Origin of the sequence: Cellulophaga sp. BC115SP (assembly GCF_009905545.1) — a bacterium.
GTDB classification, from domain to species: domain Bacteria; phylum Bacteroidota; class Bacteroidia; order Cytophagales; family Spirosomataceae; genus Flectobacillus; species Flectobacillus rivi.
On sequence record NZ_JAAALB010000003.1, the window covers coordinates 72,552 to 90,207 of the forward strand.

Annotated in this window: 12 protein-coding genes; 5 read left to right on the forward strand and 7 right to left on the reverse strand. The window is 38.6% G+C overall.

Features of this window, described 5'->3' with window-relative positions; all coding sequences use genetic code 11:
* Nucleotides 1-300: 300 nt before the first annotated feature.
* From GVN22_RS03170 to GVN22_RS03185, 4 genes are all read left to right on the forward strand, one after another.
* A complete protein-coding gene (locus GVN22_RS03170) occupies nucleotides 301-1,809 on the forward strand; it encodes a S41 family peptidase (RefSeq protein WP_166549626.1) in 1,509 nt (502 codons plus the stop codon).
* Between the two features lie 309 nt (nucleotides 1,810-2,118).
* Nucleotides 2,119-2,682 carry an RNA polymerase sigma factor gene (locus GVN22_RS03175; protein ID WP_166549627.1) on the forward strand — a complete coding sequence of 188 codons (564 nt, stop codon included), beginning with the start codon at nucleotides 2,119-2,121 and terminating at the stop codon, nucleotides 2,680-2,682.
* Nucleotides 2,683-2,860: 178 nt separating this feature from the next.
* Nucleotides 2,861-3,334, forward strand: coding sequence for a hypothetical protein (locus GVN22_RS03180; RefSeq protein WP_166549628.1), 474 nt, complete (start codon nucleotides 2,861-2,863; stop codon nucleotides 3,332-3,334).
* Between the two features lie 128 nt (nucleotides 3,335-3,462).
* On the forward strand, nucleotides 3,463-4,668 hold the full coding sequence (locus GVN22_RS03185; protein WP_166549629.1) for an IS4 family transposase: 1,206 nt from the start codon (nucleotides 3,463-3,465) through the stop codon (nucleotides 4,666-4,668).
* 223 nt (nucleotides 4,669-4,891) lie between these two features.
* Here GVN22_RS03185 and GVN22_RS03190 read toward each other — a convergent pair whose 3' ends face one another.
* Nucleotides 4,892-6,346 (reverse strand): rubredoxin, encoded by a 1,455-nt coding sequence (locus GVN22_RS03190; protein ID WP_166549630.1) that lies wholly within the window; start codon nucleotides 6,344-6,346, stop codon nucleotides 4,892-4,894.
* Between the two features lie 341 nt (nucleotides 6,347-6,687).
* On the opposite strand from GVN22_RS03190, the gene GVN22_RS03195 reads away from it, so the two are divergent.
* Nucleotides 6,688-7,089 carry a hypothetical protein gene (locus tag GVN22_RS03195; protein WP_141234883.1) on the forward strand — a complete coding sequence of 134 codons (402 nt, stop codon included), beginning with the start codon at nucleotides 6,688-6,690 and terminating at the stop codon, nucleotides 7,087-7,089.
* Nucleotides 7,090-7,294: 205 nt separating this feature from the next.
* Here the strand turns inward: GVN22_RS03195 and GVN22_RS03200 are convergent, their stop codons facing one another.
* From GVN22_RS03200 to GVN22_RS03225, 6 genes are all read right to left on the reverse strand, one after another.
* Nucleotides 7,295-10,840, reverse strand: a complete 3,546-nt coding sequence (locus GVN22_RS03200) for a nitrate reductase (protein ID WP_166549631.1) — start codon at nucleotides 10,838-10,840, stop codon at nucleotides 7,295-7,297.
* Nucleotides 10,841-11,158: 318 nt separating this feature from the next.
* Nucleotides 11,159-12,016 (reverse strand): ABC transporter ATP-binding protein, encoded by an 858-nt coding sequence (locus GVN22_RS03205; RefSeq protein ID WP_166549632.1) that lies wholly within the window; start codon nucleotides 12,014-12,016, stop codon nucleotides 11,159-11,161.
* A 21-nt stretch (nucleotides 12,017-12,037) separates the two neighbouring features.
* Entirely contained in the window at nucleotides 12,038-12,826 is a 789-nt protein-coding gene (gene ntrB / locus GVN22_RS03210; RefSeq protein ID WP_166549633.1) for a nitrate ABC transporter permease, read from the reverse strand.
* A gap of 55 nt (nucleotides 12,827-12,881) precedes the next feature.
* On the reverse strand, nucleotides 12,882-14,093 hold the full coding sequence (locus GVN22_RS03215; protein ID WP_166549634.1) for a CmpA/NrtA family ABC transporter substrate-binding protein: 1,212 nt from the start codon (nucleotides 14,091-14,093) through the stop codon (nucleotides 12,882-12,884).
* Nucleotides 14,094-14,592: 499 nt separating this feature from the next.
* Nucleotides 14,593-16,125: an alginate export family protein gene (locus GVN22_RS03220; protein ID WP_166549635.1), complete on the reverse strand. Its 1,533-nt coding sequence runs from the start codon at nucleotides 16,123-16,125 to the stop codon at nucleotides 14,593-14,595.
* A 189-nt stretch (nucleotides 16,126-16,314) separates the two neighbouring features.
* Nucleotides 16,315-17,625 (reverse strand): NarK family nitrate/nitrite MFS transporter, encoded by a 1,311-nt coding sequence (locus GVN22_RS03225; protein ID WP_166549636.1) that lies wholly within the window; start codon nucleotides 17,623-17,625, stop codon nucleotides 16,315-16,317.
* Nucleotides 17,626-17,656: the final 31 nt, after the last annotated feature.

Genomic DNA, 17,656 nt, shown 5'->3' on the forward strand with positions numbered 1-17,656 from the left:
ATGTACACAAAGAGATAGCGTAATAAAAAAGAATATCGTTATTCTCAATGAACTATTCTCGATGCTAAGATGTAAAAGGTAAGGTAGAAAAGAGAAGAAATCTACCCTAACAATTTGATTTTTTGTAGTTTGCCAAAAAAGTTATTAATACAACATGCCACTTGCTAGATTTAGCGCTGGTCTATAGGCGAATTCATTTGGTTTTTCTTCTATTTGGTAATATTATGAGTAATTTTGCCTTTTATATTGCTGAGTATATAATTTTCTGTTTTTTTCTTAATTTTTTGTCCACGTCAGAGCATGAGGTTGTTATGTGTTGTTATACTGTCTGTTACGTTATTCTGTTGGTCACAGGATGTAAAAGGACAAGGTGCTGCTTCGCCGATCAGCTATGAGCGAAAGTTCTCGAAGGTAGAGTTGAGAGCAGATTTTAGATATTTGAGAAGTATTTTAGAACAAGAGCATCCAGGTGTTAATTGGTACACTTCAAAAGAATCTATGAACATAGCTTTTGAAGATGCCTATAAAAAGATAGCTGATGAAATGACCGAAAAGGACTTTGGGCTATTGCTCAAGCCTTTGGTCGCTAAAATTCGTTGTGGACATACAGACTTGCGTTTTTCGCCCGAAACTCGCAAATGGGAGCGTGCCAAAAATCGTAGTTTCGTGCTTCCGCTTGGCTTTTTTATCCAAGGCGACCGTCTTTTTATTGCTCGGAATGAAAGCAATGATGCCTCGCTAGTACTTGGTTCGGAGGTGTTGGAAATAGAAGGAAATACTGCTGGTAAAATTCTTCGAACATTAAGAAAATACCTACCTGCTGATGGCTACGGCGAAGCTTTTAAGGATGCTACACTAGAGGCTGGTTTTTTTGACGAATACTATTTGAGTGTTTTTGGAGGAAAAGAAAAATATCAATTTTCCATCAAAAATGCACAAGGAGAAGTGAAATCGCAGATACTAGAATTTAAACCAAGAGTTCCTACTGGCAATAGACCGCCTCGGTTATCTAAGGAGGACGAAACACAGCGTCGTTTGACTCGTTTGCGTGGCTTAAGTTTCCCGAAAGAAGTTGCATCAACGGCTCTGTTACGTATTTCTAGTTTTTCCTATGATGACTATGAGTCGTTTTTGATGACTCACGAAAGGTTTTTCCAAGAAATAGAACAAAATCACGCCGCGAACCTTATCATTGATTTACGCCAAAATTCAGGAGGAAATCATGAAATTGCCCTTGACCTGATGAAGTATTTGATGGATAGTACTTTTGTGCTAACCTCACATGCGGAGGCGCCCGTGATGATTCCATCTTTTATACTTAATAATGATGTAGAAGAACAAGATGCTAGTCGTGCTTTTTCGGAAAGAATCGTTAAAAAGTGTGGTGAAGGGACTTACTGCTTGAATGTCCCGTCGGTTGGAAAACATAAGCCTTACGAACAATACCGTTTTAAAGGCAGCTTATACATTTTGATTGGTGAACAAACTTTTTCGGCAGCATCGAGCTTTGTGGCAAGTTTGAAAGAACAGCGTAAATCAACATTAGTGGGTCGTGAGACGGGTGGGGGCGAAGCTGGTTGCAATGGAGGTGTCATTTCTACGGTTGTTTTACCTGCTACGAAACTGCGTTTGCAGTTTCCACATTTTAGAATTACAACAGCGGTTAAAGCTCCCAATATTGGTCGTGGAGTAATACCCAATGTCAATGTTGAATACACTATCCAAGAAAGACTTAATAAGGCTGATTTGGAACTAGAAAAAACCTACGAACTCATTCGAAGTGCCGAGATCAGCAAATTGGGGCATTGATTGTTTGATTTGAAAATGAGAGAATAGGGGATTATATTAAAATTGTATTCTATCCGTAGTGACAAAATGCTTTGCGTCTTAAGCCGAGCCAAATGTAGCATAGGAATATCAAAAAAGGCGTTCGAAATTAATTTTCCGAACGCCTTTTTTGATACTAAATTTCAGAATGACACTTCTTTAGACGCAAAGCATTGCGTCTCTACGGGTAAAATTCAATCACCTCATTACATCTCTTTTTATTTTTTTGAAAAAAAGAGTAAATTCCTGTAACCTTTCTAAACCAACTTGCATCCTATTGTCGTGAAAACGTTGGAAACAGACATATCTATTATTGAAAGAATCTTGGCAGGCGATAAAGCTGGGTATCGGGATTTGGCAAATCGTCATAAGGATTATGCCTTTACGGTAGCCTACAAAATCGTGGGTACACGCGAAGATGCTGAAGAGGTGGCTCAGGATGCCTTTATTCAGGCATTTCAGGCATTGCCACAGTTCAATAAGGAATCTAAGTTTACGACATGGTTTTATAGAATTGTGTTTAATACAGCTTTGATGTTTAAACGCAAAAATCGCATACAAACCGACGACATTGAGGCTTCTCAATCGGCACAAGCAGCTTCGGCGGATACTTCAGATGGAATGAAAAGTGCTGAACAGAAGAGATATATTCAAATGGCACTCAATCATCTTTCGCCTGACGACGTAACGATGATTACCTTGTTTTATCTAAAAGAACAGAGTTTAGAAGAAATTGCCCAAATCGTTGGGATTAGTGCTGATACGGCAAAAGTTAAACTTTGTCGTGCCCGAAAGCGTTTGGCTGAAGAGATGAAACGACTATTGGGCAATGAGTTACATAGTTTGGTATATTAACTTGGCTTTGGGCTTTGAGCAATCGGCTAGGAGCTTAATGATAAAATAGGTAGAAAATACTTTGTTGAGAGCTAACCTAAAGTTAATAATATGACTAGGTTTTGACTAACAATTCCACTTAGTGGGTGAATTTATTCACCTGAGACGAAAAAGTTTAAACAGCTTCAATTTTAATACAATGAATATCACAGACGAAGAAATATTTGACATCCTCGATGGTATCGCCTCTGAGGAGCTTTTGCAAAGGCATGAGCGTCTGTTGCAAGAGGACGAAGAATACCAATTGCTATTTAAAGAATATGCTGCTACACATGCCCTGTTGGAAGATTTGCCGATGGAGAAAACAGCAGTAAACTTTACGGATAAATTAATAGATCAATGGGAGCTTGCTCAAGAGCCTGAAGTAGTACTAAAACCTAAAAGCCATTTGCATCTATACTTCTTGGCAGTGATGTGTGCTTTGATTGTACTGGTGGTTGCTTTGAGTTCGGGAATGCCTTCGGTGCAGTCGGTAAAAGTACCTTTAGATTTTAGTGTACTTACTAATATGATACATCAAAAAGAGCTTATCAACTTTATGTTAATGGCTAATGCTTTGCTTGCGGTATTTATTCTCGACAAAAAAGTGTTTAAACCTTATTTTAGAATGTAAGGTAAGTATTAGTGTTGAATTGTGAATTGTGAGTTAGTGCTGTACGAAGGATTGAAAAAGTAACCATTGTCTTTCGCAATTTGTAAAAAGTGTGTTTCTTTGAGGTACTGGATTTTAAGCATTACTCAATGGACAAACATCTCATTCATCGGCAACAAGTACCTGTTTCTGAGTTGTTAGACTTGATAGGTCAAGACTATTTGTCATCCTTAGCCCAAGAATTAGAATCTGACAAATGGGTGATAAAACTAAAGACTAAAACTATTTTTAATTTACTCATTTATAGCTTATTAGAAAGTAATCGAGTTGGTCTTCGAGGTATGGAAGCCAACTATTCTTCTGCTATTTTTCAAGCCATAGAGCATTTAGCAGTAGGAGATACTACCGCTCATAGCAGTATTAGAGATAGACTAACACAAATAGACTCATCCTACTTTGAGAGGGTCTATAACCGAGTTTATCAGATGGTGAGTAGCCATTATGACCAATCTGCCTTGTCAAAATACAATATCAAGCGATACGACTCGACGATGATTCATATTTTTGGTCATCTAATGAGTGGCATGAAGGTTGGCAATAGTAGCAACAATAAGTATCAAGTCAAACTAACGACAGAACTAGAGAATGATTTTTGCATTCGTATGAAGTTTTTTTCAGACCAAAATCATTTGTCAGAAGAAACATCACTCAAAGAAGTTATTCAAGAATCTCAACACGGTAAAAAAGATTTGATTGTCTTTGATAGAGGACTTAAATCTCGTGACACATTCAAGGAGTTTTCGGATAAAGAAACTCAATTCGTCACTCGCTTAAATGCCAATACTCGTTATCAAACTTTAAGACAGCATCAACCTTTACCCACAATTGAACACGATGAAATAAGCATTCTCAAAGATGAAATTGTTTACTTGTATGGAACTGGTAATAACCTTGTTAAACAAGAGTTTAGACTCATCGAAGTAGTAACGAAAGATGATAAAAGTAACCTTTTGTTTTTAACAAATGTCGTTGATATTTCTGCTTACTTAGTGGCTTATATTTATCGCCAAAGATGGCAAATAGAAGTATTCTTTCGCTTTATGAAACAAGAAATGAATCTAACTCATTTTGTTAGTTATAATGAGAATGCTATAAAAGTGGTACTCTATGCAACACTAATTGCCGCAATGCTTGTGCTGGTTTACAAGAAATTGAATAGTATCAACTCTTATAAAAAAGCTAAAATCCAGTTTTTCAAAGAACTTCAAGCTAACGTTATTTTGGAAGTAATTGAACTTCCTGATGGGCTTGATAAACTAAAAAAGTACTTAGCTTTTCAGGCTCGAAGGAATTAAAAAAAACCTTCGTACACTACTAATTGTGAGTTGCGAATGTAAATTTTTAATATCAATACTTTGTTCTCCTTAGCCTAATGCCTACGATTTATTGTATAAAGCGTAATAATTCAATCTTATTTTGCATCATTACCTAAGTATTGAACTAGGAACTTCAATTTTGTCTAGTAAGCAAAGGCAACCTATTTTAGGCAAGGACAATTCACAACTCACAATTCACAACTCATAACTGATAAGTTGTTTCTACAGTTTTTACTTCAAAATTTTCCTTTTCTGAATCACAAACAGGGCAGCAGTAATTATCTGGCAATTCTTCAAACTTCGTTCCTGCCTTGATTCCTTGCTGACTATCGCCCAATTTTTCGTCATAAATGGTCATACATACTTTGCATTGATGCACCTGATGCGTACTTGTGGAGTTCGCTTGAGGTTGTGCAGGCTTTTCTGTGTTCGAAGCGGTACTTCTATGATAGTAACGTTTGGTAAGTCGTTGAAGAATTTCAGCAATATGTGTTTTATGAAGTCCTTTTTCAAATAAAACCAATTGACGGGTATTTGGATTGAAGTCTACCGTATGATACACATCATATACTTGTGTTAACCCTGCCAGTATTTTTCGTTTTTTGATTACTACCGAACCAAATACTTCTGACTTTGAGCGAGTCTGAATGGCAAAACACAAACCAAATGTACGAATATCCTCTTGGTCGAATTCACGGATAATCGTGTTTTTGAGTGACAATCCTTCTCGACAATGATCTTCTACTTGCCAATTCAGCTCATTGGCTGCATGACGCACGTTGATACCATATTTTCCTAAGAGTTTGTCCCACGATGCTCTATCTTGGTTTTCTATACCTTTAATAATAAGCGATTTCCAAGGAGTTGTACAAATTTGTCCCACTTTGGTATCTAAACAAATTTTACAAACATCTAATAAAAAAGCCACCTCAAAAGTCTCATGACGACGATAGATACCTAACCAAGTTTTGTTGCCATAACGATTGAAACCTTCGTAATAAGGCAGCATAAATTGCGGTAGCACTAAATCTTCCTGTACGAGCTGTGAAATGATTTCGCCTTGGGCAATCATTTTCTCATAAATTTCCTCTTCTGATAAATCAGCTCCTGATAGTAGAATACCCTCTAATCGTTTTGAAACTTTAGAGATTTCGAGTGTATAAATCAATAAGGGAAACCTAAAAATGGTATTGGATTGCTTTTGACGAATATATAAATACCAAAAATTCGGAATCGATGAGGCAATAAAGTTTAAGTTTCCCGTAAAAAAGGGCGTGAATGACTGTTGATAGTCTGATATATTGATTTTGAGTTGAGGTTGAAAATTAAAACCATCTAGTACGTCACGATAAATACCTTCCGATAGCCATTGTCCTGTTTGGAAGACCTCTTGGGCACAATAAGACGAAATAATATTGGGGTATTGATGGGTATCAATTTCAAAATCAATTTGCATTGCTTCGAGGCTTTCACGTAGGCTAGGTAAGCCCGAACCACGCTGAGTATCAGCCTTTACCCACATCAATAATTGCTGACGAGCACCGATACTTACTTCTTTAACACCTGCTTTTTGTGCCATCAAAAGAATTCCTTCGAGCATCCCTGGTGAAGCAATGCCACCAGTCAGATTTATTTTAACTAAAGAGTAGTCTCGCATGATTTTAGTAATTTATACTTAACAATTTGATAATCAATCCTATATCACTTTTCCAATATAAAGTATGATTGCAAATCTGGAAATGTGATTTTTCCTAGAAATATAATTTTATTTAGAAGAACTTTCTTGATTTTGTTCAAATTTTTTACCCTAATCCATTGCTATTCGAAAATAAGATTATAACTTTAAATCGTCAAACAAATGACACAAGTACAGTTTCTTAGTTTTAGACAGTCCAAAACAGGATAGCATTTAAGAAATTTTCTCAAAAATGAACCTTTTTTAGTAGATATGACTTTTCTAAGAAATTTGATGTTTCACTCTCATAAATAATGAATACCATGAAAAACAACAATGTAATCAAAGCTATGTTCGTAGCAGCTGCTATGACTTGTTTGTCAAACGTAAGTGCAATCGCTAACTCAAATGATGAAGAAGCATTTGTAAAGTCTAAAATCGCTCCAGTTACTAACAGCCTTAGCTTCAACGTTTGGGTAGAAAAACCAAACAACAAAAAAGTTACTGTAGTAGTAGTAGATAAAGACAACAACGAAGTACACCGTGAGTACGTTGACGCTAAATCAGGTAAATTTGCAAAAACTTTTGATTTCTCTAACTTGAGCGATGGTAAATACACTATCCAAGTTCTTAGCTCAAACATCGACGTTATCGACGCTAAAACTTTCGAAATCAAAACTAACTTTGTTACTACTCGTGATTTAGTAGTGGCTCGTCAGAAATAATTAATGACGACCTATGACGATGACATGTTTTAACCTCAGAAATATAGGTTCTTTGGAATTGAATTACTGGAATTTAGAAGCTCGTTTCTAATTCCAGTAATTCAATTCCGGAGCCTAAAAGGTTAAAAATCATCTTTTCCAGTACACTTCAGAAAAACCTTCCTTTCTCGTTTTTCCTTTTCTATTCCAACCTTCTTTCTGGTAACTATTTCTCTGCTAAAGCATCTTCTTTTTTGCTTAGCGATTCTAATATTGCTTTTACTTCTGGTCTGCAACTTCCACAGCCTGTTCCAGCGCCTGTTTGCGAACACAATTGTGTAAAATCTTTACAACCTCCAGCAATTGCATTTTTGAGGTTGCCTTCTCCCACATTATTACATGAGCATACCAATTTTCCTATTACAGGATCTGCTTTTTTGCCCGAACGCAACAATTCCATTCGTTTGTCTGAAAGCTCAATTTTATTCCCAATCAAATCTTTAAACTCCAAAAATTCTGATTTATCACCAATCAAAATAGCACCTACTAATTTGTCACGGTGAACAATACATTTTTTGTAATAGCGTTTGGCTTTATCGATAAAGATAATTTCTTCATACTCAGGATTATTCGTAGGAGCATCAATCGTGCCCAATGAACATAATTGTACTCCTTGGATTTTCATGATATTCATCGAAAGCGAACCTTGGTAATAACTTGCCCAGTCACCAGCAATATATTTGGCAATAATTTCGGCTTGGTGTTCGGCAGCAGCCGTGATACCCCACATTTCGCCACGCCATTGTGCCATTTCGCCCGCAGCAAAAATAGAAGGATCAGACGTTTGTAAATAATCATTGACAACTACTCCACGTTTTACGTCCAATCCTGCGGCTTTGGCAATTTCGGTGTTAGGCGTAGTCCCAATTGCAAATACAGCAACTTGCGCATCTATTCGTCGTCCTGATTTAAGACGAACGCCTTCTAATCGGTCTGTTCCATAAATAGACGAAACCTCATCATTATAAAATACTTCAATGCCCAAATCTACGATTTCATGATGGAGCATTTCTGAGCCAAGCTTGTCGAGCTGGCGGTCCATAAAACGACCACTTCGCTGAATTACAGTAACTTCGATATTCATTTCTCGAAGAGAAGCCGCTAATTCCAAGCCCAACAAACCGCCTCCTACAATCACAGCATGAGGATTAGGTTGTTGTAAAAAAGGCATTAAACTATCGGCATCGATACGAGAACGCATATTGAAAATACCAGGAATCTTAGGAACGCTCGGAGGCATAAAGGCTCTTGATCCCATACCCAACATTAATCTATCGTAGGTGTGTTCTTGACCCAAAGAATCAGTTAAAACTTTGTTGGCACGGTCAATATGCACAATTTCTACGCCTTTATGTACGAGGATATTTGCCTCCGCAAATTGGTCTTCACGAAGCTTAACCAACTGTTCCCAATTTTGTGCTCCTGAGATATAGTCAGGAAGCATTACTCTATTATAAAAGGGATAGATTTCTTTTGAAAAAACATGAATCTCATCTTGTTGATTGAGTTCACGATAGGCTTTGATAAAGCCTAAGCCAGCAGAACCTGCACCAATAAGTACAATTTTTTCAACAGGTTTTTGATAAGGTAAAACCTGTACCGCAGAATACTTAAAATCTGGCTCTTTTGAGCGTGGATCAACCAAGGTATTGGTTAGGTTGTTGGTACGACCAAAAGTTTTTTCTTGGATTTTTCCAAAGTGCATCGGCATAAAACATACACCTTGTTTGATGTCAGTCGTAATTTTTGCCTTAATGCGAGCCTCGCCACGGATGGTTTTTACCTCTACAATTTGATTTTCGGTGATACCTCTCTCGGCAGCATCCTTTGGATGTATTTCGATAAAAGGTTGTGAAATATGTTGATTTAGTTTATTCACCTTACCCGTTTTGGTCATGGTATGCCATTGGTCACGAATACGACCCGTGGTAAGGATTAGGGGAAATTCTTTACTCAAAGCCTCAGACTGATTTTGGTCTGGTACAGCATGAATTTTGGCACGACGATTAGCGGTATAAAATTGGTTATCCGTAAAAAGTCGTTTGGTGCCGACATACTCAGGGTCTTGAATAGCCTTTTCTTGTGGATATGGCCATTGTACAGAGCGTTTTTGTTGTAAAACTTCATAGCTCAAACCCGAAATGTCAATGTTAGTTCCGACTGTCGAACGGCAATGTTCGGCATAAACTTCGGCTGTATTTTGATAATCAAAAGCCTTTTCGAAGCCCATTTTCTGAGCAAACTCTACAATGATTTGTGTATCGTCTTTGGCTTCGCCAGGAGCGTTAATTAATTTGGGTAAAAAGGTAATACGGCGTTCGGAGTTGGTGAAAACGGAGTTTTTTTCCGCCCATGATGCCGCAGGTAATACGACATCGGCATATTTGACAGTATCCGAACGGTTCGAAATATCTTGTACTACGACATATTTAGCGTTTTGTAAACCTTTTTCAACGGCGTTGATATTGGGTAAGCTCACCATCGGGTTGGTACAAACAATCCAGATAGCTTTCATGCGACCATCCGCCAAGGCTTCGAACATTTCGGTAGCGGTAAAACCTGGCTTATCAGAGATTTTGGTTCCACCCCAAAAAGCTTGAACTTCTTCTCTGTGGGCTGGATTAAGCAAATCTCTATGAGCTGGTAACATATTAGCCAAACCACCTACCTCACGTCCGCCCATGGCATTGGGCTGTCCTGTAAGCGAAAAAGGGCCATTTCCCTCTTTCCCGATTTTACCAGTAATCAAATGCAAATCAATGAGAGATAGGTTTTTGTTTACGCCAATAACCGACTGATTAAGTCCCATTGTCCACATCGACATAAAACCTTTGGCGTCATGAATATAGCGAGCGGCTAAATAAATTTCTTCAGAAGAGATACCGCAAATTTCGGCAGCCTCTGTTATACTTCTCTGCATAACTTGGTCTTTGTAAGCTTCAAAGCCATCTGCATGAGATACAATAAAATCGGTATCAATCCAGTCGTTTTCAATCAAAGCCCTTCCGATGGCATTGGTAAGAGTCACATCGGAGCCTGGGGTAATTTGTAAATGTAAATCAGCTTGTGAGGCTGTTTGAGTACGACGTGGGTCTACTACAATAATTTTGACATCAGGATTGGCTTGCTTGTGTGCTTCGACTCTTCGCCAGATAATAGGGTGCGCCCAAGCTGGGTTGGCGCCTGTTACTAAAAAAGTATCAGCTAGTTCTATGTCATCATAACAAACAGGCACTGAGTCTTCGCCGAGGGTAAGTTTGTAGCCTACTACAGCCGACGACATACACAAGCGGGAGTTGGTATCGATATTATTAGAACCAATAAAACCTTTGATGAGCTTATTGATTACATAGTATTCTTCAGTAGAGCATTGTCCTGAAACGTAGAATCCGACAGCATCGGGACCGTATTTTTTGATAATAGCTTTAAAAACAGCCGCTGTGCGGTCAAGTGCTTGGTCCCACGATACACGCTGTAGAGGCATATCACGGTTGTAGCGCATGGTCGGATACAACAAACGGTCGGAAGTATCCATCACTGTGTAGTGAAGATTCATACCTTTTGAACAGAGCATACCTTTGCTTGAAGGATGTGACTTGTCTCCTTCAAGGGTCAACTTTCCTTTACCGTGGTCGGTTAGCACTACACCGCAGCCCACGCCACAATAAGAGCAGGTTGACTTTACTTGTTTCTTGTTGGACAGAATACTCATATACAAAGTGTTTTATTTTGTTTCAAAAGTGTTTCATCCCGAATTTTCCGCAAATATGGCATGGTTTATGATAAATGCTAAGAAGATTATTCCTTCAATAATCGCCCTACTTTTGCATAAATTGATATGAGAATTGCGGAATTCATAAATTCTTGAAACCCTAATTCGGTATGATCATCGGCCGCTACTGATGTCATTGGTTTTTGACACCGCTATGTTGGAAACTATCAGCTCGATTAGACCAGTTTGAGACTTTTCATATCAATGAAAAGTAAGAGTCTTGCCCGAAATCACTGATTTCGGGCTTTTTTATACCTATTAGTCTTCAATAGAAAACTTATCAAACAACAATCCTAATAGCTCATCATGAATTCGGATGTATTCGGGATCGTGAGCAATTGCTTTTTTATTACGGGGTCTTTCTAGGTTTACATCTACAATCTTTTTGATAGTAGCTGCTGGGCCATTATTCATTACCACTACTTTATCTGATAAGAAAATCGCCTCCTCTATGTCGTGGGTTACCATCACGATAGTTTTGTTACGATTATCTAGGTTCCACAATTTCAATAGCTCGATGTGCATCGAACCTTTGGTTAGAGCATCCAATGCCCCAAATGGCTCGTCCAATAACAAAATGCTTGGGTTGATGGCAAATGCACGAGCAATGGCTACTCGTTGTTTCATCCCACCTGACAACTGACTTGGCAATTTGTCTTTGTGTGAGGTAAGATTTACCATTTCGATATAATGGTTGACAATAGCATGTTTTTCGTCAGTAGATTTATTCTTAAACACCGAATCTACAGCGACAAATATGTTTTTGTACACCGACATCCATGGCAACAACGAGTAGTTTTGAAATACGATACCACGATCAGGACCTGGTCCTTTTACCACTTTATCATTGGCGATTACTTCGCCTGAAGTAGGCAATACCATACCTGAAATAGTATTCATCAAAGTTGATTTTCCACAACCAGAGTGACCGATTAGGGAAATAATTTCGCCTCTTTTGATGTCGAGAGATATATCCTTTACGGCTGTAAACTTTCCTTTGGGTGTTGAGAAAGATACCTCAACGTTGTTGATACTGATAGCCGTTTCACGACTATTAATTTTATGAAAATCATTGGCCGAATCGACCAAATTGAGTGATTTATTGCTAGTATTCATTTGTGGCAAAGGGTTTATGTTTTACTTTTGGTTGTAAGAAAAAGCATTTTGTAAGGCATTGAAGCCTTTATCCAACAAAAGTCCTACGGTACCGATAATCAAAATCGCTACGAGGATACGCTCCAATGAAAGGGCATTCCAACTATCCCAAACAAAGAACCCAATACCAACTCCACCAGAAAGCATTTCGCCTGCTACGATTACCATCCACGCTACGCCAATCGAAAGACGCAAGCCTGTAATGATATGTGGAATAGAATAAGGCAACATGATTTTAGTAATGTATTTCCAAGTAGAAAAACCAAAAGCTTTACCTACATTTTTATGGTCATCAGGAATACTCGCTACACCAAAAGCTGTGTTGATCAGCGTTGGCCATAATGAAGTAATCATGATGATAAAAATGGTAGCTCCTTCTGCCGCTTTGAAAGCCAACAAGCCCAATGGAAACCAAGCCAAAGGCGACACAGGGCGTAAAATCTGAACAATAGGGTTGAGGAGTTTCATCCCAGTTTTAGAAGACCCCATCAACAAGCCAAGAGGAATAGCTACGATACTTCCAGCTCCAAAACCACTAAAAACACGGATTAATGAACTTACCAATTGGTTGCCGATACCTTTATCGTTGGGACCACGGTCATAAAATGGTTCACTCATGAGTTCCATAAATACTTGCCACGTGGCTACAGGTCCAGGAATTTCGTTTTTAGTTAAAATTGTTACCAACTGCCACAAGCCTATCAGCACCAACATACTTCCGATAAAGTAAAGCGCATTACTAATCGAATTTTTGAGAGAAAATGAATTCATGATATGGTATGTTTGGGTACTTCCTTGCTTGTCACAAGGAAGTACTGTGGAAATCTTATTTACGAGTTGCCTTCAAATAATCGTCGATATTGGCTGGATCGAAGTTTACATCATACGTAGTTTTGAAAGGCTTCATGTCTGGTTGCATAGGTACTGCCATTTCTTTTGCTACTTCTTGATACAAATCATCCAAAATCAACTTTTCAACAATCGCTTTATAATTTGGTTCAGCTTTTAGATAACCAAAACGGACATACTGTGCCAAAAACCACATTGCGTGAGATTTGCGAGGCATATTCACGACACCATTGTTATAAAAAGTCATGTAGTCGTCCTTGTATTTTTGAACACCCAAGTCGCAACCCAAATCGTTTGAACCTAACAAGCGAGCTTCAATTACGGGCAATGCAGCATTTACATAATAGGGCTTAGTTAGCCATGAAGCTGCTTTTTTACGATTACCCATATTGTCTAACCAGCGACAAGCTTCAATGATAGCTTTCATCACTTTTTTCAAATCTTCTTTATCTTCTGCAGCAAATTTGCTGTTGACTACCAAAGCTTTTTCTGGGTGATGTTTCCAAATGTCTTGTGATGCAATATGTGTAAATCCTACGTTTTGAGTAACGGCAACGCCATTCCAAGGTTCACCTACACAATAGCCTTCCATATTGTCTACACGCATATTAGCTACCATTTGTGGCGGTGGAATGGTGATGATTCCTACCGATTTTTGATTGACACCTGCTGCTGCTAACCAGTTGCGTAACCATATATCATGGGTTCCTCCTGGGAAAGTCATGGCGAAGGTAACTTCCTTGCGAGCTTGTACGTTTTTGACAGCGGCAGCAGCTTTGTTTACTTCCTTGAAACCAACCATGCCACAGAAGTCCTTCGAAAGGGTAATTCCTTGTCCATTGTTGCTGATTACCATAGCGACTTTCATTTCGGAGCCAGCTTTACCACCAATTCCTGTATATACTGACAAGGGCATCGAGAAAAGACAGTGCGCTCCATCCAATTCACCATTCAAGATTTTATCACGAACATTGGCCCATGAAGCTTCTTTCGAAAGCTCAACATCGACACCATATTTTGCGAATAATCCCAACTCTTTAGCGGCTACTAGCGGAGCACAGTCTGTCAGTGGAATAAACCCTAATCTTATTTTCTTCCCAGAAGGTGTCGGATTGGCCGACAATTGTAGTGTTGTAGCTACTAAACATACCAACACTAATACTTGCTTTAACAGAGTTTTTGCGTTCATAACGATTATGAAATGGTTTAAAACTATCCTTAGACCGCCCCCCATCAGTCTAAGGAAGTTGTATAATGAAAAATTAGTAAGTCAGTTAAAAGGCACAAAGTGAATAGGCACATAGGTACAAAGTGTACGGGTACAAAATCACAAAGTGGTTACATATTATGAGTGAAACTATGGAATTAAGTCTAAATGATATGGAGTTTAGAGTGTTGATAACTTGATGTTTACATTGAAGCTGTCTAAACTTTTGTAAAAACACATTTTATTGATTAATTCTTCGTCTTACTTTTTGTCTTGATACAAAAAGTAACCGCAGCGGCGGCCGCAAAAAAATCAAGAATTATAATCGGAGTGGCGTACCACCTCGCTTCGCTCAAACACTATAAATTCATTGCTTACGCGAGCAAGTTTACGAAAGTTTAAACAGCTTCATTGACAACTCACCATTCACCACTCACAATTCAAAATTCACCACTCACAATTCAAAATTCACCACTCAAAACTATCTTAACGCTACTGGTTTTGAGTAAAAGAAATCTGGACGAATGTTAATCATTGCATAAAACCATGTGCCTGTTTTGTCGTAAGTTGCTGTTGCACTTTGTGCTTTGGCAATTGGCATACTGTCGGTCGCATTCATGATTGAATAGCCCAATTCGATATTGGTAAACTTGTTCATGTTGTAATTCAACGTAAAGTCTAACTCAGTACCTAATTGGTTGTTAATTGTGTTTTTGATACCATCAGAACCTGTTTTTACCATAGCTTTGTTTAAGGCAAATGAGTGATAATCCAAGCCAACTGTCAACACATTGGTCGTATATTTTACCTTGAAATAAGCATTGTTCAAGCCTCCTGCTGGTGCACCTGTACCTACATAAAAGTAATCCATATAGCCCCAGTGACGGTGTGGTGTTCCATAAAGTGGGTCAAAGCGATTGTCTTTGCCACTAGGATTTACAGCGTCATTTCCTGAAAGAACATCATATCCTGGCGTAAAAGCCCATTTACCTTTTTGGTAAGTTGCCGAAAGCGTGTAGTGATAAGCATCCATGTCTACCCCGTCACGATTTTTGCCTGTTTGTGCATAATATGCTCCTTGAAAAGCAATTTTACCAAATCCTGAAGCATTGCCCAACGTGTGATTAACCATCAAACCATAAGTTACACGACTATTAACCCCTTTTTGTCCTCTAAAATCTTTTCCATACAAATACCCTGTCGTACTGTTTCCAACCAAGGTATCCATCTTATATTTCCCAAAATCATCGTTGAAAAATAGACCTGAAAATTTGGTCTGATTAAACTTACGTGATATATATACGCTTTTGAATGATTTGTAATCTTGCGTCGCACCATTGGTACTTGGATTACTCGTAAATACTGCTCCGTTTGGAATCGTTCCTGCGGGTACTGCTACCAAAGCGCCTTTCGAATTGGGCATATACTGTGGTGTGTTGGCAGGCGTATAAATGGTTCCAGTTGTATTAAAAGCATCAGTATTTTGGTTGAAAGCATAACCTACATCAAACTGCCAACCTGAGTGCATTCCTTTGAGTAATACCATGTCGTGACGACGACTTTGTTGCAACCAATCCAAATTTCCTATTAATCTTACATCGTCATAACTTAATTCTTGGCGACCAATTTTGATTGAAAGTTGATCAACTGCTTTGAATTTAATCGTAGTGTCAGCTTTGTTGGCTAAGGTTACCTCAGCCCATCCTTCATGTAACATCAGGCGACTGCCATCGTTGTTTGAGATACTCGAAGCATCTTGTCCCCATACGCGAATGTCCTGAACGGTAGCTCCAAATGTTACTCGATCCCATTTGTATCCAAAAATCAAGCGAGTACGTTGAGAAGTAAATGCCGCGGCATCTGAACCTGTCGGTACTAAATTACCTAGTCCATTACGAACCTCAGTACGAGTTCTAACTTGACCTTGAAGAGTGAATTGTGCCTTCGACACAAAGTGAGTAGAAACCCCCACCAATAAGGCTAATGCAGCCTTGATTTTGTAAGTTTTTTTCATACTTTTGTAGCTGATTGTAAGATTTTAACAGAGTTTTGCGATTTTCGCCCGAATTGAGACCCCCATCTCATTCGGGTTTTTTTGTTTGTTTTAAAAGAAAAATAGATGAGAATGGTAGATTTTTGATTTCCAATTTTAGGATTTACTGCTATAATTCCGAAATCAAAAATCCTAAATCTGAAATATCATTTAAGCCATTTCTGGTTCTAACTTTAATTTTTCTGAAGTTTGTGATTGTTTTTCGAAACGACTTATGGCTACCACTAAGCCAATAGCGCCTACCACTAAACCGATATAGAAGAAAGCTTGGTTATAAGTAATGTTTTCAGATTTGAATAAAAAGCCTGCTAGCACACCACCAAGGTTGCCACCAGCACCTACGATTCCTGAAACAGAGCCTACATTTTTTGAATCAATAAAAGGTACGATTGCATAAGTGGCGCCGTTTGCCATTTTCAAGAAGAAAGCAAAACCTAACATCGCTACCACTGCCATAGCCAAAGAATTGGTTTGAGCGAAGAGAATAATACCTATACCCTCAAAAGTCAACAATCCTGCTAATAACCATCCTTTACCACGCATTCCCATTTTAGCACCTACTTTGTCGGCTACGATGCCTCCGATGGCTCTGGCAAACAAGTTCATGAATCCGAAGATACCTGCCAATAAGCCTGCTGTTGCTAAATCACATTTGAAGTATTCTGAAAAGTACAAAGCGGCTACATTGTCGAACGTAATTTCGATACCAAAACAAGCTCCATAAGCTAAAAACAAAATCCATGTACGAAAATCAGAGGCTGCTGCCCAGAACGAACCTTTTGTTTGTTGTTGGCGAGTAATTTCTGAGAAGTTACCGGCTGGCGTATCTTTTGTATAACGGAAGTACACAAATGCCATTACCAATAAAATTACTCCAGGAATCATCATGGCTAATCTCCATGCTTCAGGTTTGGTATAACCCGCTCCAACAAATGCTGCAAATACTAAAGGCATAACCATGTTAGTAATACCTCCTCCCAAGTTGCCCCAGCCTCCTGCTACAGCGTTGGCAGTTCCTTTAATTTTAGGAGCAAACATCATAGAAGTATGGTATTGTGTAATCACAAATGATGCGCCAATAACACCGATAGCAAGACGAAACAATAAGAAGCTTTCGTAGCTATTCGCCAAACCAATACCAATTACAGGAATAGAGCCAAGGAGTAGCAAACCAGTGTACGTCAAACGTGGACCTAACGTGTCGCATAAACGTCCGATAATTAATCGAGCAAAAATTGTTGCCGAAACCGAAGCAATCATTACATTTCCGATTTGAGCTTTGGTAAGTCCCAAATCATCTTTGACGATTTTCATCAATGGCGCGATGCCAAACCAACCAAAGAAGCAAAAGAAAAAAGTAATCCATGTAATATGAAAAGTCTTCATTTGGATTCCTTTCCACGACAATACATTCAAGGACTCTAACGGAGCCCTGTTTGATACAGAGTTTTGCGATAACATAATTTATTCCTGTTTTCAGTAACATGACTGC